This window comes from Desulfurococcus sp., from assembly GCF_049970475.1.
Taxonomy (GTDB): domain Archaea; phylum Thermoproteota; class Thermoprotei_A; order Sulfolobales; family Desulfurococcaceae; genus Desulfurococcus; species Desulfurococcus amylolyticus.
Genome location: NZ_JBMFMW010000006.1, coordinates 1 through 23,322 on the forward strand (window position 1 = coordinate 1; position 23,322 = coordinate 23,322).

Sequence of the window (23,322 nt, forward strand, 5' to 3'; positions counted from 1 at the left end):
GTTGTCGCTGCATATGGCAGGATCCTATATGTTGGGGAAAACGAGGATGCTTTATCTATTTGCAGGATGCTTAAGGGGGAAATAGTGGATCTCGGGGAAAGGATTATTCTACCCGGCTTCATAGACTCACACATGCACCTGGACAGCCTGGGCCTGCAGCTAGCTACACTCGACCTCAGAGGGGTAAGGAGCATAGATGAGTTGAAGAAGAGGATTAGAGAGTACAATGAGGAAAAGAACCCGGGAATCATCATAGGCCGGGGATGGGACCAGGAATTATTCGATGAGAAGAGATGGCCTACACGCTGGGACATAGACGAGGTAATCGGTGATAAACCAGTTATATTAATCAGGGTATGCGGGCATGCAGCAGTATTAAACACTAAGGCAATGGGGATAACTGGTTTACTTACCAAGCAGACATCTAATATAGTAAGGGATGAATCAGGTGTTGCAACCGGCATAGTAGTTGAGGACGCGGTAGGCGAGGCGCTAAGTATTCTTAATGGATCCATGAGCATGGATGCAAGAGTCGGGCTCATGGAGTCCGCGTTGAAATACGCGTCATCACTGGGTGTTACAACAATAGGATTCATGAGTTGCGGTAGATATTCGCTTGAAGCCCTCTTCACATTATTTCAGAGTAATGGATGGAGGTATCCAAGGATTAGGGTATACATGGAGCCAGGCTTGTTCAATGATGTAAGCAGGCTGGGTGTTAAAGGGGGCTTCGGCAACGAGTACCTGAGGATAAAGGGGGTTAAATTATTCGCGGATGGGAGCCTAGGGGCTAGGACAGCCTGGCTATCAAAGCCTTACAGCGATAAGCCATCAGTTAGTGGGAGGCAGCTGATTAGTAAGGAGGAGCTTCGCGAGGTCCTTGAGAAAGCCTCTAAGCAAGGCTTCCAAGTAGCGGTACACGGTATCGGTGATGCGGCAATAGATCTAATACTCAGTGTATACAGAGAACTCGGAGTAAGCGGAAGGATTAGACACAGGATTGAACATGCCTCTGTCATAAGGCCGGATCAAATCGAGGAGGCATCTAGGCTGGGAATAGCCATCTCTGTCCAACCACACTTCGTGATCTCGGATTGGTGGGCTAAGGAGAGACTAGGTAGTGAGAGGATTAAGTGGTTATATCCATTTAAAACCATGACCAGTAAAGGAGTAATGCTAGGTTTTTCCACCGATTCACCGGTTGAGCCATTGAACCCGTGGGAGACGATATATGCGGCTGTTACAAGGGGGAGGAATGAGAATATATTTTTCTACGAGGACACGAGGAATGAAGCATTAACTCTTGAGGACGCCCTCTACTATTATACGTATGGATCAGCATACGTGATAGGTGAGGAAGAGGAACTAGGCTCATTGGAGGAAGGGAAATTAGCAGACTTTATAGTGGTTGACAGAGATCCGTTCGAAGTAGACATCGATGAGGTTAGAGGCATTAAGGTATTGGAGACATATATAGGAGGGGAGAGAATATACTAGTAGTCACCCCATCCCTTCACCATCTCTACAACATCATCTCTTACCCTTCCTTTTTCCACATCATCAATAGCCTTCTCAAGTATTCTCAACCCATTTTCAACAATGAAACAGCCCTTCATTAGCATCGCTACCGCTCAGACCCAAGATTACTTTTCCATCCACTACACCTGTTATAGAGATTAGCTTCCTAGCTAGTTTTAATGCCGGCTCATTGAAGCCATATATATGAGTGTAATGAATCAGCTCCCTCAACTGCTTTTCAACGACGTCTAGTATTTTTGGATTATTATAGCCGGTGTTCACTACTGATGTGCTTGATGAGAAGTCTATGTACCTTCTTCCATATACATCGATAACTACAGAGTTATATGCCTCCTTGATGACCGTTGGGACATATTCTGTTCTAGATGACCTTGAAAAACCCTGTGGTATTCTTCGATAAAGGTATGAGGCTCATCTATGTCTTCCTTACCCTATCTCACTACTTCCTCTACTTCCCTATACCACGGCTTGGAGGTCCCTATCTTAGACCTCTTTATCCAGTTCTTTGTCTTAGGTGTTCTATCAATTAACTCCATTAACTTCCCTGTCTTCCACTTTACATCCTCTACATCACTATTATCCAATAAGCCCTCCCTCTGTTTCTCCTCAAGGAATTTAGTTAGTTTTCCCAGATTACTTGTAGCATCATACCAGAAGCCCCAGTCATCCGAGAGTATTGTAGCTATATGGTTCCCATCGATGCATTCCTTATGGATGTCTTGACCACATATATCATGAGCCCTAAACAACACGGCTAAGTCAACCAGGTCTTTCAGGTTAATCTTGGTTATCTGTAGTTTCTCGAGGACCAGGTCTGCAAGCGAGATGGTTGGATTATCCAGTTCCAGCCTCCCCTTACCCGGCTCCTTGCCGAAGTAGACATCGTGGTTGAATTCGAGAACGTCGAAGAAGACGTCGACATGGTAGAGGTTCTGTGGATGAAAGTATATGAGTCTCTTCCCAGAGAATAATGCCTTTATGAGTGGATCATACTTGAATTTCAACTCCTCCTCAAAGAACTTTATTACATCCTTCCTCTGCTTACTATAAGCCATTAAATCCAGGTCTGTGAATAACGCGCCGGATGATGTGAATCTCCCGAGCGACCTATATATATTGATAGCTCTCTGCTCGTGCATCGAGTGAATATATATCGCGCATGCACCCAGGATCCTTAGTTTCACACTCCTGGATTCCGCTCTAGACACTATTTCAATGGCCTCCTTTACGAATTCCTCGGTAGATAACTTCACGTGTTCACCTATACCACTCATGTTCAGCCCTCAATCCTCCAGTAGTTAACCAGTTTCTCCCTATCGACTTCTACAATGAATCCCTTTAGAACACCCTCGCTATACTCGCTGCCGGGGTTTATAATTATGGTCCTCCCTATCTTATCCATGCCCCCGGATTCATGGATGTGTCCATGCATGCCTATTAAGGGTTGATATTTCTCAATGATCTTTCTCACAGCCTTACTCCCCACATGCTCGTATTGAATCTGGCCGGCTACGACCACTGGTCTCAAATCCCTTGTAAGCTTGGGAGCTAGGTCAAGGTGAGTGTTGAAAGGCGGTGGGTGGAAGTTGAAGATGGAGCTTGACACATTTCTCAGCTTTGAGACCAGGCTCTCCAGGTGTTTCTCAAGGCTTTTCTCATCCATCTCCCTGGGAGTCTTCCATGGAGTCGGGTTGACGTAGGGTGAGGAAATGACTTCGTGTCCCTCTATCTCAAACACCTTATCTAGTGGATATATAACGCCTTTATCCTCGTATTCCCTTATTATGTCATCGATGAACAACTCGTCATCATTACCGGGCATCACTATGGTGATAATGCTCTTTGTATCTACATGGCTTGTAAGCAGGTCTAGCCACGTTCTCAGCCTTTCAGATATTTTTTTATTTATTACTTCCTCAACTAGTTTAGGATTATTCTTCAACTCCTCTAACTCCTTCTCATCAACCCTGATATAATACACTCCCGCACCCTCTAGCCTATCCTCGAATTCCCTGATCTCGCTCTCGGTCTTGAACATCCATTTTTTACCGAAGTACCTAGCAGTCCACGAGCCATCACTATGTTTAATTATTGGTACTAGCACCTTACCGGTTAAATCCCCTGCTAGGATCAACACGTTCACATTATACATTTCCACGGCACGGATCCATTTCCTCCACACTATGCTAGACCCATGTACATCCACCGAGAAGAATATTTTAGATGTCATACCCCTATCATTCCCACATCTGTCCAATCATACAAGGATAATGCTGTACGTGTTTATAAGCTTTAAAGGAATGAGAGAAAAATGTCTGGATCGGGCTGGGCTATGCTGGTGGTATTTCGCCATAGATTTTCTCTGGTTCAATACCCCTGCTCCTGTTCCTAGCCGACATAGCCGTGAATATTATTAAACCTATTAGTCCAACCGTTATATTAACCAGGACTATTAATGGCTGGCTATAAGACGTATATATCATGAAGTACCAGCCAAGGGCAAACACTATTGCCCCGATAACTGTGGCTGCGGCAGGAGATGTTATAGTCATTCTCTTAAACAACTCCGGCTTCCACCATGGGATAAGCATTAATGCCAGTCCCACCGGCCACACGAATATGAAGAGGCTGAAGTCGAGGAATGATATTAAGGCCGTTGCAAGCTCATAGCCGAGGTTCTCCAGGTAAGTCATTACAGCACCGAATAACGCGATTAAAGCTGTAACATGATTAGCCCATGTTGGTGCAGCCCATCTGGGCGAAACCTCAGCCATTTTCTCCGGTAGCACCCTGTCGAAAGCCATGGAGAAGAATCCCCTGACTCCGCCAACCCATACTGGTAGAGCAGTGTTAACATACCATAGGAAGTATGATAAGCCTATCAATACGGCTATGACGGCATTGCCTACAGCAACAGATGCAACCAGTGGCACCGATGGATCGGGGAGCGCATAGGCACCCATGATCTTGCTCAACGCGTCAGGATACTCGCTCTTCAGGTAGGCGTAAGCCGCTAGAAAATCATAGTTGAATACCCATGGAATAATGAAAGCGTTGAGCAGGTATAACACCATCACTAGCGTGAAGCCTGTGATATACCCCTTAATATAGCTCTTAGATGGATCCTTGACCTCACTACCAACAAAAGTCACTATCTCAAGACCGGTCCAGGCCCACAGTGTCCATAGTAGCATCTCATAGGTGCCGGACCACATGTCAACACGTGTTAATGGCTGTACCCCTAACGATGGATCACCCTGATATGCAACCCTCATTATCTCCTCGGCGACACCAGCTCCAAATACCTGGTCCCACTTAGATAGACCAGCATTACCTCCCAGGATAGCTAGGTATGCTAGTACTAGGATTGTAACGACCATGGGGACGATTGTTAATATCCTCAGCACCCACTTTATCACCTTCATCCCTAAATAGTTTATTATCCACAGTAAGGCGACAAGTATTAATGCCACTATAAGCTGGATATTGGGGTCTGAAGCTGCTTCACCAATCCTTAACAGAGCTGGATCACCGGTTAATGCAGATGCAACTACAAGTGGACCGCTCAACGCTTTAAGCCCCACAACCATCATGAAGCCAGCAGTCATCGCACAGCCTCCGCCAATGATGAAGTACCAGAATGGTAGGAACCCTAGCACAGGATGAATAGTTCTAGAGACGAAGACATATAAGCTATTGCTTCGAGGAAACGATGTAGTTATCATTGCAAAGGCTATTACGAGTGGTAGGAACATTAGTCCAGCAATGAAGAACGCTAATGGAAGGCTTCCACCATAGGCTGCTGGGTCTCCGAGGATTTTAACAGCGTAATACGTCATGCCTGAACCAGCAGGTGTTGCTATAGCCCATATCGCTATATCCAGCCAGCTTAACTCTCTCACTAGCCCAGAAGCTCTCCTAGTGAATACTATTTCTTCACCCATATATTTCCCCGTTTTATAACTCTATGAATAAATAATATATAAGTTTTCCTCCCACATAAGTCTTACAACCGGTTGAGAAACTTAATGTGGCCGGAGTCTATCGATTCCTTGAGACATTCCTAAACTGGTTGTGATATTATAATACCTGCAGAAATATCTAGATCTCTACCGGGTCATGAAAGAGGTTCTGTCTCATTGAGTGGTTTCATCCTCGTAACTGCTAACCAAGTTCATAGTGTCGTCCTCAATACCCGCTTACAATATAGATACCTTATAGCTTTTTGAGGAATAAGGGTTTAGGCAAAGTTAATATTAACCACATAAACCCACATTAAAACCGATACAGTAGGCATAATATAAGGCTTATTCATGGTGAAGTACTCTACTCCCTTACTGTGATGTTGTAATCAAGGAGATAAATATATATTAAAGACGCAGTTAAACATGTTATCGTGGCACTAACCTCCTTCATAAAACGGAGGAGCTATAATCACTTCATCATTATCCTCTAAAACATGGTTTAAGTCTACATGCCTACCATTAACATAGGTATTGATTAATGGTATATTCCTAAGTATCTCTTGGAGGAAGGGGTGTTTCTCCGCTATTACATCAAGTAGCTCGTTTAACCTCGTGTTCTCCTGTATAGAGTATTCCTCGATATGCGTGCCAATAGCCTCGGCTATGATGCCGATGAAAACAACCTTTACCTTTATCAATGAATATTACACCCGGTGGAAACCTACCTGGCTTTAAGGGCTTTTCTAACAGCCTTATATATATTGATGTAGCCGGTGCACCTACATAGATTACCCTTCAAGTATTCCTTGATATTCTCATCCACGGGCTCTACGTTTCTCCTCCTCATGTACTCAGCCATAACTATAAAGCCCGGTGTACAGTAACCACATTGAATAGCCCCCTCCTCCATGAATGCCTTCTGGACTACACTAGGATTCCTCTCACTTGTCAAGCCCTCAACAGTTTCCACACGCCTACCATTGACGTCGACTGTTAACAAGAGGCAAGAGAGCATGGGTTCTCCATCAACGAGCACAGTGCAAGCCCCGCACTCACCTATTCCACACCCATACTTGGTACCAGTTAATCCAAGCCTGTTCCTAAGCGTGTTGATCAACAACTCATTGGGCTCAATATCTAGCTCAACGGTTCTCCCGTTAACCTCGAATACGACTTTCACCATTAAGTACCACCCCTACTCCTCTCAACCGCCTTATGGAAGACATCGTAGGCCAGGATTTTCACTAGGTGTCTACGGTATTCAGCCGTCGCCCTAACGTCGCTTATTGGTTTCACCTCCTCTTCAATTACTCTGACCAGCTCAACGCTTACCTCATTTATCATACGCCCCTTTAACATGGTCTCGGTTCTCGGGCATCTAATCGGTGTAGGGGCTACCGCGCCAGCAGCTACCCTTACATCCTCAACGACATCTCCCCTGGTCTTCAAGTAGATAGCTACACTGGCGATAGCTAGATCCATCGCTGTCCTCCCCATTTTACTAAAGGCTGAGGAACCATTTTCCTTGTTAACAATGATCTCCACTAGTAACTCGGTTGGCTTCAACACTGTAAGCCCCGGCCCTTTGAAGAATTCTGTGATTGGTATTATTCTCTCGCCCTCGATGCTGGCGGTCTTCACGAGGGCCTCGTGGACTAGTAGTGGTGGCGCTGTATCAGCTGCTGGAGAGGCATTACAGAGATTACCACCAATAGTAGCCATATTCCTTATCTGTATACTGGCCATTTGTTTAACCGCGTCATGTAATGCGGGGAGATGCATTGCTATTAGTGATGATTCCTCGAGCTCTCTCAGGGTTGTTAACGCGCCAATCCTGATCCTATCTCCCTCGTCAACTATGCCCTTCAGCTCCTTGATCCTCTTAATGTTGACGAGTGCCTTCGGCTCCACTTGCCTAGTCTTCATTTTAACCAGTAGATCAGTGCCACCCGCAAGTATCTTAGCTGCATTACCTAGTTTTTCAAGTATCTCGAATACTTCTTTAAGAGATCCCGGTTCATAGTACTCGAATCTAAACGGTATTATATGCGTGTTCCTATAATTTATCAACGATGGCTTAATACTCATGGAATCTCACCTCTCTCCCTCAACGCCTTCACTATTTTATCAGGCGTTATGGGGAGCTCGTAGAATCTCACACCAATAGCGTTGTAGATAGCGTTGGCTATGGCGCCAACAGCCGGGTTCATAGCCGCCTCACCAAGCCCCTTAGCGCCGAAGGGCCCCGTGGGCTCATAGGTATCAGCTGTTATAACAATGAAGTCCTCCGGTGTGGGCATATCCGTTATGGTTGGTATCTTGTAATCTGTTATCAAGCCTCTCCCAGCTAACTCACCGTTCTCCTCGTACACAGTGTTCTCCGTGAATGCCATACCCCATGCCATTGCAAAGCCACCGTGGAGCTGCCCCTCAACCATATCTGGATTTACCAATGTACCAACGTCTGCGCCGGCTATAACCCTTATAGGCCTCACCTTACCTGTCCAGGTATCTACTTCAACCTCAACGAAGTAGACTGTGAAGCTTGGTGGAGCCGAGGTAGCCCTATAGGATACGAAGGCACCTATTGTTCCCCAGTTCTTTTGCCAAGCTATCCTAGCTATCTCGCTAAGAGGGATCTTTATATCTGTGCCTTCAACGTATACAATGGCTTGCTTCAACTCTTCATCGTACTTTATCTTGAATGCCTCCGGATTGACGACTCTACCCACGATCCTGGCCGCGTACTCGAATATCTTGGATCTAACTATTTCAGCTGCTCTCCTAGCTGCCTCGCCACCAGCGTAAGTTCCCCTTGATGCATGAGTGCACACATCGTACGGCGTGTTCTCCGTTGAAGCAGTAGCAAGGTTTACTAGCTCCGGGGGTACCCCTAGGACCTCTGAGATGATCTTGACATGTGCGTCGAGGGTGCCGCCTCCATGGTCTTGTAGTGCTGTTATATAGTCAAGTGTCCCATCTTCGTTGAGCTTGAGTATGCAGCCGGTATAATCTATTACCTCCCCGCTGATAGGCCCCCCAGCACCAGATGTATGGAAGCCCCTGGCCAGTCCAATGCCTCTCCTATATCTTCCCTTTTTCCTGCTTGGGTGACTCCTCTTCTCCCAGCCTATTAACTTTCTTCCTTTTTCAAGTAACTCGGGGACTCCATCTGATTTAATAACTGATTTAACTGTGGGTCCCTGCCCCCAGAATATCTCTCCTCTTCCAACGTAGTTCTTCAGCCTGAGCTCTATCGGATCGATCTTCAATTCTTCAGCCAGCTCATCCATCATTGTTTCAACAGCCCATTGCACCTCAGGCGCCCCGTACCCTCTTAAAGCACAGGCCGGCACCTTATTCGTGTACACTGCTTTACTAATATACCTTATATTCCTCCACTTATACATCGAGACAAACCATCCGAGGCTCGTGCCCAGGAGGGGATATGGCTGCACCTGGTGAGCTCCCACGTCGAGGATGTTCTCGAATTCGGCACCCATTAACACCCCATCTCTCCTAGCCCCTATCTTCATCCTGAAGTGGAATACGAAGTTAGAGTGGTCTAGTATATCCTCCTCACGTGTATAAGATATCTTGACGGGTTTACCTGATTTAAGGCATAATGCTACAGCTATTGGAACCAAGTAGTTTACCTGGATGCTGGAGCCGAAGGATCCGCCTATAGGTACCTTAACCACATTCACCTTGCTTAACGGTATATCGAAGATCTGGCTTACCAGTATCCTGGTGTTATGTATAGTCTGCGTCGTCGCATATATTGTCAGCTTACCGCCTGGTTCAGGTATGCATAAAACAGATTTAGGCTCTAACTGCATATGGTATCTCTTACCGGTCTTAAACCTCCTCTCGATAACGATATCAGATTCCCTGAAAGCCTTATCCACATCCCCCTCGACATAATTTAACGTAGCAGCCATATTTCTCTCCACATTAACCCATTCACTGCCCTTCATAATCCTTTCATGTATCAACGGGGCACCGGGTTCCATTGCCTTAAAGGGATCCAGTATCGGCTCATATATCCTCTCGTATTCGATCCTAATCGATTCAATAGCCCTCTGTGCAAGCTCCTCACTTGGAGCAGCTACAGCCGCGATAGCGTCACCTACGTACCTCGGCTTCTTGGTTAAGACGTATGTATCCTTATAGGTCACCTCATGGATGCTTACTAATCGTGGATTAAATGGCTTCTGCGGGATATCATCAGGCGTTAAAACCACAACGCCAAGTCTCTCTGCCTCGCTTGCATCTATCCTCCTTATATCGGCGAAGGCATAGGGGCTTCTAAGTATCCTACCAATAAGCATCCCCGGGGCCTCTAAGTCGTTGACGAATTTAATGGTGCCACTGGTCTTAGGTAATGCATCCTTTCTAATACTCCTCTTACCAATGAAGGAGTACACTTACTTCCTCACCCCACTTGCCACGTTCCACACGGCTTTAGCTATCTTAATGTAGCCGGTGCACCTGCATAGGTTCCCCAGGTATCTGGCTACGTCATCCATGCTCCTGAACCTGTTCTCCCTTATAGCTGCCCACGCCGTTAATAATATACCTGGTGTACAGAAGCCGCATTGCACAGCTCCATTGTCAATGAATGATTTAACCAGCTGGTTGAACAATGGATCCCCCTCTAACCCCTCCACGGTCACTACATCTCTGCCGTTTACCTGAGGTGTAAGCAGCATACAGGAGGTAACCGGCCTGCCATCCAGTAGTATCGTGCAGGATCCGCATTCACCTCTTTCACACCCTCTTTTAACGCTTTTTACCTTCAGCCTCAGCCTCAAGGTGTCTATCAGGGTTTCATTAGATGGCACATCTAGCTCTATATCTCTACTATTAAGCCTGAACCTAACGAGCACTATTCACCACCTCCTTTAACAAGCTTGAGAAGCATATCCTTCAGCAATGCCTTAGACACGTGGAGCCTATACTCGGCTGACGCCCTTACATCGCTTATTGGCTTCACATCACTACTCAGTTTCTCAACGGCTTCCTCAATAACCGACTCGCTGACCTTTCTTCCCTTCAGGAACACTTCAACACTTCTCGCCCTAACAGGTGTTGGAGCCATTGATCCTAGGGCTATTCTAATATCCTGGAAGACCCCGGCATCGATCGATGCAGCGATAGCTATCGATGTTACCGAGATCTCATGTCCCCTCCTCCTACCTAGTTTATAATAAGCATGCCTCCAAGGGGGTTGAGGCTTACTTGGGATCGCCACCTCGACAAGTATCTCACTGGGTTTGAGAGCCGTCTGCCTGGGCCCTTTGAAGAATTCTGTGATTGGTATTATTCTCTCGCCCTCGATGCTGGCGGTCTTCACGAGGGCCTCGTGGACTAGTAGTGGTGGCGCTGTATCAGCTGCTGGAGAGGCATTACAGAGATTACCACCAATAGTAGCCATATTCCTTATCTGCCAGTACGCGAACTCGTCGGCAGCTTTTTTCAGTGATGGTGCTTTCTCAGCGATGACACTGGAATCCGCTATCTCCTGTATACTTGTTAAGGCACCGATTCTGATTCTGTCTCCCTCGTCAATAATGTATCTTAACTCGTTTAACTTGGATATATCTATTAAATCGCTCACATTATACCTCTTAATCTTCAGGTCGAGCACTAGATCCGTGCCCCCGGCCAGTATTCTAGCCTTCTCACTCAGTTCGCCGAGTAGTTTGAGTGCTTCATCAAGTGTAGATGGCCTATAATACCTTATCTCAGGTAACCGGTAGAACACTGCCACCACCTCATAGTCTACCAATCAATCTAAGCACCTCCTCAGGGGTCAATGGTGTCCTAGTTACATTGACCCCTAGTGCATGACTTACAGCATTAGCTATTGAGGCCGGCATAGGTATGAGGGCCATTTCACCGACACCTTTAGCGCCGAAGGGACCGTACTTGAATAAGTCTTCAACGTAAATCGGCTCAGCTATCTCCGGTACATCCTTGATCGTCGGGATAACGTAGTCCGTTAGGTTAGTGTTCAATACCTCTCCGTTATCACTGAACACTAGTTTCTCCATCAATGCATATCCCACGCCCTGAGCTACAGCGCCCTCTATCTGTCCCTCGACCTGCTGGGGATTGATTATCCTTCCAGCAGCTAGGCCTGGATATACCCGTGTAACCCTTACAACACCTGTTAATGTATCTACTTCAACCTCAGAGACTACCACGATATAGCTGTAGGCTGGGTACGCGAATCCCTGCCCCACAGCATCATCGAATCTACCTTTTGGTAGGAAGAAATAGCCTGTTGCAGATAACTCGACACCCCTGGCCATCGCCTCCTTAACGAGGTCTCTCAGCGATATCTGCTTACCAGGGTTACTCTTCGAGTAGACCTTGTTATCCGCGAACACTAGGTCCTCCACGGACACTCCTAGGACCCTGGATGCCAGCTCGCTCAGCCTCTCCCTTAGCTTCGAAGCCGCTATGTAGACCCCTATCCCCCCTATGCTACTACCCCTTGATGCATGGGTTGCACCGGTATCGGGGGAATCCGTTGTGCCATACACTACTCTGACCCTGTCGGGTGTTATACCGAGTAGCTCGCATACTATTTGTACATGAGCTGAGCTTGGCGAGCCCTGTCCAATCTCCACGATGCCAGTGTACAGCGTGACCGAGCCATCCTGCTCTATCTTCATATATGCGTTTGACCAGTCTGGTACACCCCTGGATGTGCTAATACCATGCCATGCCACGGCCACACCAATACCCTTCTTAATTCTTTCACTATGCTTATTGAACTCCTCTATCTCACGCCTCCTCTCACGCCACCGGCATGTATTAGCAACCTTTACCAAGGCATCGGCTACTCCAACAGAGTGGTCTAGTAGCTGCCCTGTGATAGTGAAAGAGCCCTCTCTTACAATGTTCTTCAACCTGAATTCAACTGGGTCTAACCCGAGTCTCTCAGCTAATTGATCCATCTGCCTCTCAACAGCGAACTGTATTGATAAGTTGCCGAAGCCCCTGAACGAGCCCTGGTACACTTTATTAGTGTACACAGCGTAGCCATCGATCCTTGCATTGGGTACTACATAGGGTCCGGAGGCATGCATTGTTGCACGCCAAAGTATGAAGGGCCCTCTGTTAGCGTATGCACCAGTGTCATGTATTATTGTTACATCTATAGCCGTGAGCCTCCCATTGGCATCAGCCCCGCTCCTATACCTTATGATTGCCGCCTCCCTCTTAGGATGCACCTTGATTGATTCCTCCCTACTATATATCAGTAGGGCTGGCTTACCAGTCAAGTAGGCTACAAGAGCTGCCTTAGCACATGCCAACGGGCCCTCGTCATCCTTACCGCCGAAGCCTCCACCTATGTAAGGTGCAACTATTTTTACCTTACTTAATGGTAAACCCAGGACCCTTGCAACTATTCTCTGCCCGAGGTGAGGATACTGGAGCCCACCTATTATAGTCACGCCCCCCTCAATACTCGGGATAGCCAACGCCGCTTCAGTCTCCAGGTATGCATGCTCCTGGTGGTGTAGCCTATACTCATTCTCAACTATGACATGGGCTCTTGAAAACCCCTCCTCGACATTACCCCTCCTAACCCTCGTCTTAAACGCTATATTCGAGCCCGCTTCCTCGTGGATAAGGATATCATTCCTATTCATAGCCTCCAACGGATCCAGTATATATGGTAAGGGCTCATACTCTACCCTTACCTCCTCAACTGCCCTGAGAGCTTCATCCATATCTATGGAGGCAACCAGTGCCACTACTTCCCCGTGATATCTCACCTTTCCTTCTGCAAGTAATGGTTGATCAGGCAACGCGTATCCCACCTGGTTTTCCCCGGGTATATCCCTAGCTGTGAACAACTTCACGCCCTTACTCCTCAGGTGTTCCGGTAGGCTTATACTCTTCAGTCTTGCATGTGGATAAGTGCTTAACACTTGCTTAACGTATAATGCATTACCGAGGAAGTAGTCTATGTAGTAATCCTCAGTGAATAATGCTTTACCAAGAGCCTTTTCCAGGGAGTCGACTCTTGACACTTTCCTACCTATAACGAGGAATTCACTTGCTGAGAGCCATTTCTCCAGGAGGCTGGTTGAATCCGCCATAAGTGCACCTCAAGTCAATTTATTGCTATAATAAATAAATATTTTTTATTCAATATATCATCGATCCATAATGTGATAGCTATGAGCCTACTCATTAGAAACGGGCTCCTCATTACTCCTCGGAGAGTATTCGGGGCTGATGTGAAAATAGTGAACGGGGTTATCACTGAGATAGGGGTTGGACTTAGCACTAGTGGGGTGGATGAGGTCATCGATGCATCAGGCATGCTTGTACTACCCGGTGTAATAGATGAGCACGTACACATGAGGGAGCCCGGCCTAGAGTACAAGGATGACTTCACTCATGGAACCAGGGCTGCTTTAAAAGGAGGCGTTACAACAGTTATAGAGCACCCTAATACGCTTCCACCGGTGGAGGACCCAGGTAAATTAGCCAGTAAGGCGAGACTGCTTGAGTCGAAGGCGTATGTTGACTACGCGCTTCTCGGCGTCCTCCACGATGGGAATATACATTTATTCGAGGACATTATCGCAGCAGGAGCAGTAGGCTTCAAGATATTTATGGGCCCGACGACAGGTAATATCCCGCCGCCTAGTGATAGCAGTTTATATGAAGCCCTCTCTAAATCAGGCAAGACAGGAGTTACGATAGCCTTCCACGCTGAAGACCATTCACTGGTAACCTATTTCACCGAGAAGGTGAAGGCAGGAGGCGGAATGGATCCATGGCTCCATATCGAGGCTAGGCCGCCAATAACTGAGGAATACAGTATTGTTAAAATAGCCACCATCGCGAAGCAAACCCATGGGAGAGTATTGATAGTACATATATCATCTATAGAGGCGCTTGAAGCCGTTCGAAAAGCTAGGAGCGAGGGAGTTGAAATATATGGAGAGACATGCCCACACTACCTCGTACTTGATAAGGCTGACTACCAGAAACACGGAAGCTTAATCAAGGTTAACCCACCAATAAGGGGAGGCATTCACCGGGAGAGACTACTTGAAGCCGTGGGGAACGGTCTAATAGACACCCTTGGCTCAGATCACGCCCCCCACACCCAAGAGGAGAAGAAGAGGGATATATGGAGCGCTGCATCAGGGATGCCCGGGGTTCAAACACTGCTTCCCATAATGCTCGATCTAGCTTTAAGGAATGTAGTCCCCTTAACCAGGATGCCTATACTACTATCTGAGAACCCAGCTAAGCTATGGGGATTGTGGCCTAGAAAGGGCTCGATAGATATAGGGTTCGATGGAGACCTAGTTATCGTCGACCCGGGTGGCGAGACGGTTGTAACGGAGGAGTGGCTTGAATACAAGTATAAGCTCTCTCCATACATAGGGTGGAGGCTTAAGGGTAAGATAAGGTACACTATACTCAGAGGGATGGTGATATACCGTGATGGCGTGATCACAGATAAACCTGTTGGAAAATGGATTAGACCAGTTAAATTATAACGGGGGCTCACCATAAAGTAGTTGTGGTGTACCCCATGTATAAGGGAATGGATGTTATATCAGCCCTCCAGTTCTCCAGGAGCGATGTGGAGAAATTAATCACCATAGCAGAGGAGTTAAGGAGGCGTGTTGAAAACGGTGAAAAACTAGAACTGGCCAAGGGAAGAATACTTTTCACAGCGTTCTTCGAGCCCAGCACTAGAACCCGGCTGAGCTTTCAGTTCGCCATGGCTAAGCTAGGGGGCAACGTAATTGATCTAGGACCCGAGGAGGTCACGAGTAGAGCCAAGGGAGAGAGCCCTGAGGACACCCTCAGGACAGTTGATAGCTACGATCCCGACATAATAGTTGTGAGACATAGGGAACCCGGGTTCGCGGCTAAGGCTGCTGAAATATGCAGAGCCCCAGTGGTGAACGCCGGGGATGGATACAATGAACACCCAACGCAAGCCCTACTTGATGTCTACACTATATGGAGGAGCTTGGGTAGAATAGATGGGGTAACAATAGGGGTAATGGGGGATTTAAAGTATGGTAGAACCATCTCTAGCCTATCATATATATTATCCAACTTTAGGGATGTAACAATATACTTTATCTCACCGCAGGCACTAAGACCCCGTGAAGAAGTATTGAAGATACTTGACCAGAGGAGGACAAGGTACGAACTCCTCGAAAAACCAGACGATGCAATGGAGAAACTGGATATCCTGTATGTGACAAGACTACAGAAGGAGAGAATGAATCCAGAGGAGTATGAGAGGCTTAAGGGAAGCTATATTATTACATACGAGTACCTCTCACGTTTCAAGAAGATACCCATGATAATGCATCCACTCCCAAGAGTGTGGGAACTTACCACCGATGTAGACGTGCTACCCCAAGCGATATACTTTGAACAAGCCAAGAACGGTCTCTACATGAGGATGGCATTGATAAAAATAATCCTCGGAGTCTAATCGATACAAATTTAAATCATGGATTTAAAGATAAATAGAGTTTTTAAGCCTCGGTATGCTGTTTCCGCTTTCATATAGGTTTACTATTGAATTCTTTTATTGAAGAATGTAATCGCATGCATAAACCTATTCATAAAGTACTCAAGATGCACGGGCTCCGGTGTGCCCGCGAACACCCCTAAGCCGTATGCAAGCCCAAAGGGGATACAGGGGGAACAAGGATGAAGTGATGAAACCAATTTAAATAAACCTATGTGAGACCTGAACCCCTCGGAGCAGGCATACTTGGATTACTGATGGATTTCAGGGGGAGATGTTGAGTGGTAGAGTATGCAAGCAGTTTCTGGGTTGCAGTTTTTTCAAGGTTTTCAACGCTTATAAACCTAGTCTTAGACAATCCATAAACCACCCTACAGAGACCTCATGATGACCTAGAACGGGGAACGGTTAGGTCAGGAGGTAGAACTCATATGAGCCATCGCTATGAATTACCGCCCTCACGTATCGCGGCAACCTCGTTACTCGTGCACCTATGAGTAAGCGTAGTTGTCCATATATCAGGTTGAAATCACCCTTTAACTTTATCCCTAGTTCATCAGCCTTCTTGATAAGCATCCCTGGTATTTCAGCCATATGTGTTCCAGCAGGTATATCGATATAGCCTGCCGCATGGAGAAGCCTGTATAGACGTATGGTTTCTTCAGCCATCCTTATCTTCCTTAAGGCTGACTTCTCTATTACAGCAATAGTGCTCCTAGAGATACCTAGGATCCTCGCTATCTCTTCCTGTGTTAACCCCTGTGCCCTGTATTTAAGCACAAGGTACTGCTTCTCGGTTAGAAGTCCATATTTCATTTAGACCCCCATTGCTTTCAGGGATGATCCACTAGTTCACTGTATATGTTTCGTCTGCAGAGTAATAAAAACAGCTAGAGACCTCCTTATCCAGGGCCCAGGACATAAGTATCTATGCCTCCAGCCCGATCACGACCTCTAAACTTATTATTATACTGAGATATAGATAGCACAATTACAAGGCTTATAAATGTTTCCCGGCACCACGCTCTTTGAGAGAGGTTTTCAGCCGTGGCCATCTATATTTTATACATAATCTTCTCATTAATTATTATACAAAAGCAAAGATTTATATGTCAAACCCCCTAAATATTACCTCCTGGTGATACTATGTTGGAATGGAATTAAGAAGTACCCAAACCCCCGATATACTCCCATCCTACTGGTATAACATAGTACCCGATCTACCTGAACCACTACCTCCCATGATTCATTCTAGCGGGGAGCCAGTTAAAAGAAGCGAGCTGGAAGTATTGTTCCCCAGGAGTCTCGTGGACCAGGAGATCAGTACACAGAGCCGAATACCTATCCCCGAGGCTGTCAGAGAGACACTACTTATGCTGGGACGGCCCACGCCATTGATAAGGGCGAGAAGACTGGAAGAAGCTTTGAAGACTAATGCAAGAATATTCTTTAAATACGAGGGTGTACTCCCCACGGGATCCCATAAAATCAATACAGCTGTTGCGCAGGCATACTATAATGCAGTTGAAAGCGTTGAAAGGGTGTCCACTGAGACCGGCGCTGGTCAGTGGGGCTCAGCTCTCTCATTAGCTGGCAACATATACGGGTTAAAGGTAAGGGTATTCATGGTAAGGGCTAGTTATCTTCAGAAACCTTATAGAAGGATCCTGATGGAGGCCTATGGTGCCGAAGTATATCCTAGTCCAAGCACTAAGACCAATACCGGTAGAAAGCTCTTGGCAGAGAACCCTGATCACCCTGGCAGCCTAGGTATAGCTATAAGTGAAGCAATAGAAGATGTGGTGTTGAGTGGGGGTAGAGCTAAGTATAGCCTTGGAAGCGTCTTAAACCATGTACTACTGCATCAATCTGTGATAGGGTTAGAAGCCATTAAGCAATTAGAGTTACTAGGGGTTGAGAGAGTAGACTATGTTATTGGATGCGTTGGAGGAGGCTCCAACTTCGCTGGGCTCTCATACCCATTCATAGGCTACAACTATAATAATGGCGAGCCACCAGTGTTCATCGCTGTTGAACCAGAAACAGTTCCCTCTATGACCAGGGGTGAGTATAGATACGACTACGGCGATACAGCCGGATTAACACCATTATTAAAAATGTATACCCTGGGACACGACTACATCCCACCGCCAATATATGCAGGTGGATTAAGATACCATGGCGTTGCTCCCTCGCTAAGCATACTTGTGAAAAACAATATCGTAAAACCAGTTGCATACCCTCAGGACGAGGTATTGGAGGCTGGACTCGTATTCGCCAGAACCCAGGGTATTCTTCCGGCCCCTGAAAGCTCTCATGCAGTGAAAGCAGTGATAGATGTAGCGTTGAAATACAGGGGTGCCAGCGAGAGACCAACAATATTATTCAATCTAAGCGGACATGGGCTACTGGATCTCTCAGCGTACACGAGGAATCATTAGTGGTATTGGATTAGAATTATGGCGAGCTCTATTTAAAGTAAGATATTTTGTATTTTTATTCAATCTCCAATCCAGGTAAATCATGGGAAATATAATGTTTATTGTTTCACCGAAAATTTATATTCTACAAACATAAATATAGAATCTAGGTGTAATAATAGTTTGAATGGATAGAGGTATGCTATATGAGTGATGAGGAATCATCTTTCACGGTTTTCAGAGCATATCTACTTAGAAGGGAATTTACATGGTTCGATATATTTCTATGGGTTATAGCTAATCCATTGGCCTCAGGACTCTTATACTACTCTGTATCAGCAACAGGCTCACCCGGGTTTTATGGTGGAGTAGCGCCATACGCCTTCCTATTAGCTGGGCTAATGTTTATTCCCATCACATTGTTATTCATGATTACTGCTTCATCTCTTCCGCGTAGTGCATCCCCCTATATACTGGTGAGCAGGGCCTTCGGGCCGCTTCCAGGTTTTCTCTCTATAGCATTATACCTGTTTCTAAGCGGGGGATTGTTGTCCATTGGTTTCCTGGCCTACTCTTCCACAGGGATCTTAAGCGATGGATTTATTATGAGCGGGTATATCACTAATAATAGTTATCTCATCACGCTCGGTGAGTCGCTGAAGAGTGTACTCTTTACAGTCATTATAGCACTTATAATGATTACATTCTTATTCGTCGCAACAATTTTTGGGAGGAGGGTTATAAAAATACTATTATATGTATCCGTGGCAATACCCCTGGTATTATACATAGCTATACTCATATCACTCTACCCATTCTCCAGCAGGGTCTTCATTAATAACTGGAACACGTTGTTCAATGACTCCTATGGGAAAATAATAAGTATAGCCCGGTACGGCGGGGTTGTCAATGGAGTAGTCGTTAATGCGCTTAAACCTGTAAGCGAGTGGAATGCCACGCTTGCGTTGCTCGGTGTAGCTGTGTATGCTTACCTAGGTTTGGAGAATGCTAGCTTCATAGCTGGTGAGGTTAAAGACCCCGTTAACTCATATTTAAAAGGATACATTACTGGCTTCACTACATTAATCGCTCTCTATACTGTTACACCAGTTATTATAACGCTTATCGCTGGATACGATTTCCTATCAGCGTACAGCTACCTCTATCACTACTATCCCGGGGTATTAAAGATTATTATGGGCACTAATACACCTCCTTCACCGAGCCTGATCACCATTATATCTGTCTACACTGGTAACACTTATACCTCGTTAATCTTCACTGCTGTAGCATACCTGTTCTACTTTAACTCTATGCTGACTATCTGGAACAGTGGTATCCGTATATTGCTTGCGCTGAGCCAAGACCACTTGATGCCGAGGTTCTTGGCTAGGATATCACATAGAACCAGTGTACCCCACTATTCGAACCTATTCATATACGTGCTCTCAACCCTGATACTACTATCAACAATCTTCATTAAGTCTAACCTGCAATTAGAGCTCTCATTCCTTAAAATGATAAATCTAGGATACTCGATTTTCCTGGTTTTCATAGGGCTCTCATTGATCTCTGTACCACTGTTCTCGGAGAAACTGTACAATAGATTTACATATAGAAGCAGGGGGCTACTATACATAGTGGGTTACACATCCTCAACGATTGGATTCGGGTTAGCGCTAACCGTTGGCGCCAATACCTCGCCAACTGATATATTAGTGACTACATCGTTATTCGGAGCCATCCTCCTCTTATTTATTGCTGTCACAATATACATGAAGCACCGTGGTGTAAGATACGAGGAGGTATTCTCCAGGATACCTCCAATGTAGTTCCAGCTAGCTGGCTGAAATCGAGATTTTTGCTAAGACTGAAAGGATGTCAATCGTTTTTTAATTAAATTGATCCCTTATCAATAGGGGATCGACGCCAAGTATATGCTACATTACTTAATGTAGTAGCCGGTAATACCGGTAAAAAAGTATACCTTCAGGTTATCTATCTCGTTTTCTTAGCGAGCTTTAACACTAGACCCAAGACGCCATGTTATTAGGGAGAGCAGTGGGTAGAGAACCGCTTTCTCCGTGCTTCCAACATCTCCCCATAGTTTCCCATGACTGATCAACTTGCTCTATGGTACGAAGTAGGTTCCTCAATAATGTTTAATACCGGGGCCCCAGCACCTTGGAGTGTTTCAAGCACCATGCGGATCCTTTTATTATCCATAGAGAGCTCTAGAGGGATTATAGAGCTAGCCACGTAAATCTGGCTTGCCAGCACAATGCTAGCATAGAATTTAGAGTACAATCCATCTATGTTCAACGGCTTATTCCTGTGTCCCACGTATATACATATAACCCTGTCCCTACAGACATTCAGGGTTACCCATGCATTATATGCTTTCTTATCCGCTGTTACCAGTATTATCCTTTCCTCACTTAAACCCTGTTCTACCACAGCTATTGAGGCCTCGCAAGGCTGGCTCACAGCAGGCAGATGTACTCCCTTGTAATACTGTTTGATCTCATCTATAGCTCTATTGGCAAGCAAAGCCATTATATAAGAGTACTTAGAGATTCCGGTTGTCTCGCTTGAAACCCCTGCCACTTTCCCGTTTATCTCGGCCTCAGCACAGACAGGTATATATATCCTGACACCATCGATGGGGTTCCATGGCTTCCCGTTTTTAATACTAGCCTTCAACAGTGTCATATGTAGCCCCTGGTAGAACATATTGGTGTCGGGGAGTAGGGCTATGGGTCTTCTAAGCCTCCTATACATATCTACTAGGAGGCTGTGCATCTTCCAGCCCTCATAGTCTCTGGCATTCTGCCCCTCGAGCTCCCTAGCTATTAGGTCAACTGCACCAGTATATCTCTGGAACTGCATTAGTATCCTCTCAATGGATGACTTATCAGCGTCCTGGTGGAGTTCATAGACTAGTTCCGACAGTATTTTCCAGTTACTCATCATCATATTGACTGAATCCTCATCGGGTCCCTCGATCAGTTTAAGCGATATAATCTTCTTTCTCTCTCCGTTCACAGAGTTCAAAGCGTTCACCACAAGCACTGGAGAGGACTCTGGGATATCCTCCCTGAATTCACCACTTATCTTCTCCATCAACCTGACATCTATTAACTTATTCATGATTCTGGAGATATCCTCGAATATACCGCGCGTTCCCTTCCACATTATTTTACCGGAAATAGTGGCTGAGAGCGTTTTATCCCCGGTTCCACCATGCTTGGTCTCTAAAGGATGAGACTCATCATCATAGACATACACCCTATGCATCCATCTAGGGCTACTAGGATATTGCGGGAGCCCCGGTAACGGTATAGTATCCACGTAGGTATATATTATCGGGTGACTCCCTGTCTTACTAAAAACTCCTTGAAGCGTTACCGCGAATGGGCCGGTTGTGAGGGTTAAATCTATATATATTCTCCTGATTCTATCGCTAATATTATTTATAAAGTACTGAAGCCTTACGGCGTTATCGAATACGCTGTCATGCAATATGCTTTTCACATACATGTGATCCACGTATATATTTAGTTCACTGGTGAGGGCGGGTTCCTGGGAAAGCGATTGATACACGTCATCAACTAGTTCTTTCCTGGTTAAAATAATAAAGTCCAATATCCCTAGCTCCTCGCCGAGCCTATTAACTACACTGGCCACGTTCCAGGGATGAGTTAAGACAGGTATTATTGAAGCCTCCCCATTGTGAAAGCTCCTTGATCGCAGGAAATCAAGTAGTTGATCAATATATCCCTCCTCACCCATGAAACAATCAACCCTCGGTTCAAACCATTAAAGATTATTATAGCTCACGGATTAAATACTTGGAGCAATATTCTATGACACAGTAAAGGATAACCGGGTGTACACATAGAATGACCACTCTATGTGATAGAGTTAAAGCCTACATAGATAATGTCGAACAGGTGCTCCAACAAGCAACCGCTATCAGGGAGCTTGATCCAAGGCATCGATATATTATTGAGCTAGCCTGTAGCTATGTAAGCGATGCAAAGTACTATCTCGAAAAAAACGACTGCTTCACTAGTCTAGCCTGCATAGCATACGCGGAGGGTCTCCTTGACTCGCTGAGATATCAAAACATTATCTCATTCAACTGGAAGCCTCTCTCAGAACTATTGAAGAGGCCTAGGGTTCTCGTGGCAGGCAGCTTCGAGTTCCTCCACCCAGGTCATATTTACTTGCTTAAGAGGGCGTGGGAGCTTGGAGAAGTATATGTGGTTGTCTCAAGGAATAGAAACTTCACCAGGTTCAAGGGGAGAGAACCCATTATGGATGAAAAAGAGAGATTGCTGATCGTGGAAAACGTGAAATACGTGTCAAAAGCAATAATGGGTGATGAAGAGGACTTCTTAAAACCAATTGTAGAGTTGAAGCCGGATATTGTGCTTCTAGGACCGGATCAATGGATCCAGCCAGACGAATTGAAGAGCCTCCTCGAGAAAAAGGGGCTAAGTAACGTGAGGGTTGAGAAGCTGGAGTCAAGGATAGGCGAGTGGAGCTCTAGCAGGATTATCGAGAGGATAAAAAACAAGTATTGTTAACCATTCAGAAGGCTTTCAAGGTTCCTAATTCTTTCCTCCCTCTCAGCTGACTCTGCAATAGCGTATTTACGAGCTAGTTCAGCTAATTCAACTATGTTAACTGATGGATTATACCCTATGTACTCATAATTCATCAGGGCCCTCGCGGTCTTAGCCACGATATATCCCACGTTATAGGAGTCTCTTAGGGCCTGCTCATCCCTGGTGACGTCATCTAGGTGGCTGTACGCCATACTCCATGGGATAATGTGCACACCCATACTACT

21 protein-coding genes and 1 pseudogene are annotated in these 23,322 nt (G+C 45.8%); 6 read left to right on the forward strand and 16 right to left on the reverse strand.

All coding sequences use genetic code 11. From position 1 onward, the window contains the following. On the forward strand, positions 1 to 1,497 hold a 1,497-nt coding region (locus ACP5N5_RS00850; RefSeq protein WP_428131303.1), incomplete at its 5' end, for an amidohydrolase. Here ACP5N5_RS00850 and ACP5N5_RS00855 read toward each other — a convergent pair. The 12 genes from ACP5N5_RS00855 to ACP5N5_RS00910 all read right to left on the reverse strand — a co-directional run bounded on the left by ACP5N5_RS00855 (position 1,494) and on the right by ACP5N5_RS00910 (position 13,624). After that, a complete protein-coding gene (locus tag ACP5N5_RS00855) occupies positions 1,494 to 1,616 on the reverse strand; it encodes a hypothetical protein (RefSeq protein ID WP_276813502.1) in 123 nt (40 codons plus the stop codon). The two genes, ACP5N5_RS00850 and ACP5N5_RS00855, sit on opposite strands and share 4 nt — an antisense overlap. Next, a complete protein-coding gene (locus tag ACP5N5_RS00860; protein WP_084322154.1) occupies positions 1,594 to 1,929 on the reverse strand; it encodes an aminotransferase class III-fold pyridoxal phosphate-dependent enzyme in 336 nt (111 codons plus the stop codon). The genes ACP5N5_RS00855 and ACP5N5_RS00860 overlap by 23 nt, the downstream gene beginning before the upstream one ends. A gap of 41 nt (positions 1,930 to 1,970) precedes the next feature. Beyond that, positions 1,971 to 2,813, reverse strand: coding sequence for a hypothetical protein (locus ACP5N5_RS00865; RefSeq protein WP_042667542.1), 843 nt, complete (start codon positions 2,811 to 2,813; stop codon positions 1,971 to 1,973). 2 nt (positions 2,814 to 2,815) lie between these two features. Continuing rightward, positions 2,816 to 3,769 carry a metallophosphoesterase family protein gene (locus tag ACP5N5_RS00870; RefSeq protein WP_428131313.1) on the reverse strand — a complete coding sequence of 318 codons (954 nt, stop codon included), beginning with the start codon at positions 3,767 to 3,769 and terminating at the stop codon, positions 2,816 to 2,818. Positions 3,770 to 3,869: 100 nt separating this feature from the next. Beyond that, on the reverse strand, positions 3,870 to 5,483 hold the full coding sequence (locus ACP5N5_RS00875) for an APC family permease (protein WP_428131318.1): 1,614 nt from the start codon (positions 5,481 to 5,483) through the stop codon (positions 3,870 to 3,872). A 458-nt stretch (positions 5,484 to 5,941) separates the two neighbouring features. Further along, positions 5,942 to 6,202 carry a MoaD/ThiS family protein gene (locus ACP5N5_RS00880; protein WP_042667545.1) on the reverse strand — a complete coding sequence of 87 codons (261 nt, stop codon included), beginning with the start codon at positions 6,200 to 6,202 and terminating at the stop codon, positions 5,942 to 5,944. A gap of 23 nt (positions 6,203 to 6,225) precedes the next feature. Continuing rightward, positions 6,226 to 6,687 carry a (2Fe-2S)-binding protein gene (locus ACP5N5_RS00885; RefSeq protein WP_012608402.1) on the reverse strand — a complete coding sequence of 154 codons (462 nt, stop codon included), beginning with the start codon at positions 6,685 to 6,687 and terminating at the stop codon, positions 6,226 to 6,228. Next, positions 6,687 to 7,592, reverse strand: a complete 906-nt coding sequence (locus ACP5N5_RS00890; RefSeq protein WP_084322156.1) for an FAD binding domain-containing protein — start codon at positions 7,590 to 7,592, stop codon at positions 6,687 to 6,689. Before ACP5N5_RS00890 ends, ACP5N5_RS00885 begins: the two co-directional genes overlap by 1 nt. Next, positions 7,589 to 9,931, reverse strand: a complete 2,343-nt coding sequence (locus ACP5N5_RS00895) for a xanthine dehydrogenase family protein molybdopterin-binding subunit (protein WP_428131328.1) — start codon at positions 9,929 to 9,931, stop codon at positions 7,589 to 7,591. Before ACP5N5_RS00895 ends, ACP5N5_RS00890 begins: the two co-directional genes overlap by 4 nt. After that, on the reverse strand, positions 9,932 to 10,393 hold the full coding sequence (locus ACP5N5_RS00900; protein WP_428131332.1) for a (2Fe-2S)-binding protein: 462 nt from the start codon (positions 10,391 to 10,393) through the stop codon (positions 9,932 to 9,934). After that, positions 10,393 to 11,295: an FAD binding domain-containing protein gene (locus ACP5N5_RS00905; RefSeq protein ID WP_428131340.1), complete on the reverse strand. Its 903-nt coding sequence runs from the start codon at positions 11,293 to 11,295 to the stop codon at positions 10,393 to 10,395. Before ACP5N5_RS00905 ends, ACP5N5_RS00900 begins: the two co-directional genes overlap by 1 nt. Beyond that, positions 11,282 to 13,624: a xanthine dehydrogenase family protein molybdopterin-binding subunit gene (locus ACP5N5_RS00910; RefSeq protein ID WP_428131347.1), complete on the reverse strand. Its 2,343-nt coding sequence runs from the start codon at positions 13,622 to 13,624 to the stop codon at positions 11,282 to 11,284. Before ACP5N5_RS00910 ends, ACP5N5_RS00905 begins: the two co-directional genes overlap by 14 nt. Positions 13,625 to 13,705: 81 nt before the next feature. Here ACP5N5_RS00910 and allB point away from each other — a divergent pair, with 81 nt between their 5' ends. Beyond that, entirely contained in the window at positions 13,706 to 15,046 is a 1,341-nt protein-coding gene (allB, locus tag ACP5N5_RS00915) for an allantoinase AllB (RefSeq protein WP_428131355.1), read from the forward strand. Between the two features lie 35 nt (positions 15,047 to 15,081). Then, positions 15,082 to 16,005 (forward strand): aspartate carbamoyltransferase, encoded by a 924-nt coding sequence (gene pyrB, locus ACP5N5_RS00920; RefSeq protein ID WP_428131361.1) that lies wholly within the window; start codon positions 15,082 to 15,084, stop codon positions 16,003 to 16,005. A gap of 250 nt (positions 16,006 to 16,255) precedes the next feature. Here the strand turns inward: pyrB and ACP5N5_RS00925 are convergent, their stop codons facing one another. Further along, positions 16,256 to 16,402, reverse strand: a complete 147-nt coding sequence (locus tag ACP5N5_RS00925; RefSeq protein WP_428131368.1) for a hypothetical protein — start codon at positions 16,400 to 16,402, stop codon at positions 16,256 to 16,258. Positions 16,403 to 16,452: 50 nt separating this feature from the next. Further along, positions 16,453 to 16,860, reverse strand: coding sequence for a Tfx family DNA-binding protein (locus ACP5N5_RS00930; RefSeq protein ID WP_012608411.1), 408 nt, complete (start codon positions 16,858 to 16,860; stop codon positions 16,453 to 16,455). A gap of 338 nt (positions 16,861 to 17,198) precedes the next feature. Here ACP5N5_RS00930 and ACP5N5_RS00935 point away from each other — a divergent pair, with 338 nt between their 5' ends. Together ACP5N5_RS00935 and ACP5N5_RS00940 are read left to right on the forward strand one after the other, a co-directional pair. Beyond that, entirely contained in the window at positions 17,199 to 18,485 is a 1,287-nt protein-coding gene (locus tag ACP5N5_RS00935; protein WP_428131377.1) for a TrpB-like pyridoxal phosphate-dependent enzyme, read from the forward strand. Positions 18,486 to 18,670: 185 nt separating this feature from the next. Further along, positions 18,671 to 20,296 carry an APC family permease gene (locus tag ACP5N5_RS00940; protein ID WP_428131381.1) on the forward strand — a complete coding sequence of 542 codons (1,626 nt, stop codon included), beginning with the start codon at positions 18,671 to 18,673 and terminating at the stop codon, positions 20,294 to 20,296. A 289-nt stretch (positions 20,297 to 20,585) separates the two neighbouring features. Here the strand turns inward: ACP5N5_RS00940 and ACP5N5_RS00945 are convergent, their stop codons facing one another. Beyond that, the gene (locus ACP5N5_RS00945; RefSeq protein WP_428131389.1) at positions 20,586 to 22,256 is read right to left on the reverse strand and encodes a hypothetical protein; all 1,671 of its coding nucleotides are present in this window, start codon (positions 22,254 to 22,256) and stop codon (positions 20,586 to 20,588) included. A gap of 110 nt (positions 22,257 to 22,366) precedes the next feature. On the opposite strand from ACP5N5_RS00945, the gene ACP5N5_RS00950 reads away from it, so the two are divergent. Continuing rightward, positions 22,367 to 23,056 carry a DUF357 domain-containing protein gene (locus ACP5N5_RS00950; protein WP_428131392.1) on the forward strand — a complete coding sequence of 230 codons (690 nt, stop codon included), beginning with the start codon at positions 22,367 to 22,369 and terminating at the stop codon, positions 23,054 to 23,056. Here ACP5N5_RS00950 and ACP5N5_RS00955 read toward each other — a convergent pair. Further along, positions 23,053 to 23,322 (reverse strand): annotated as a pseudogene (locus tag ACP5N5_RS00955) (flavodoxin family protein); the annotation flags it as partial. The gene ACP5N5_RS00950 and the pseudogene ACP5N5_RS00955 overlap by 4 nt on opposite strands.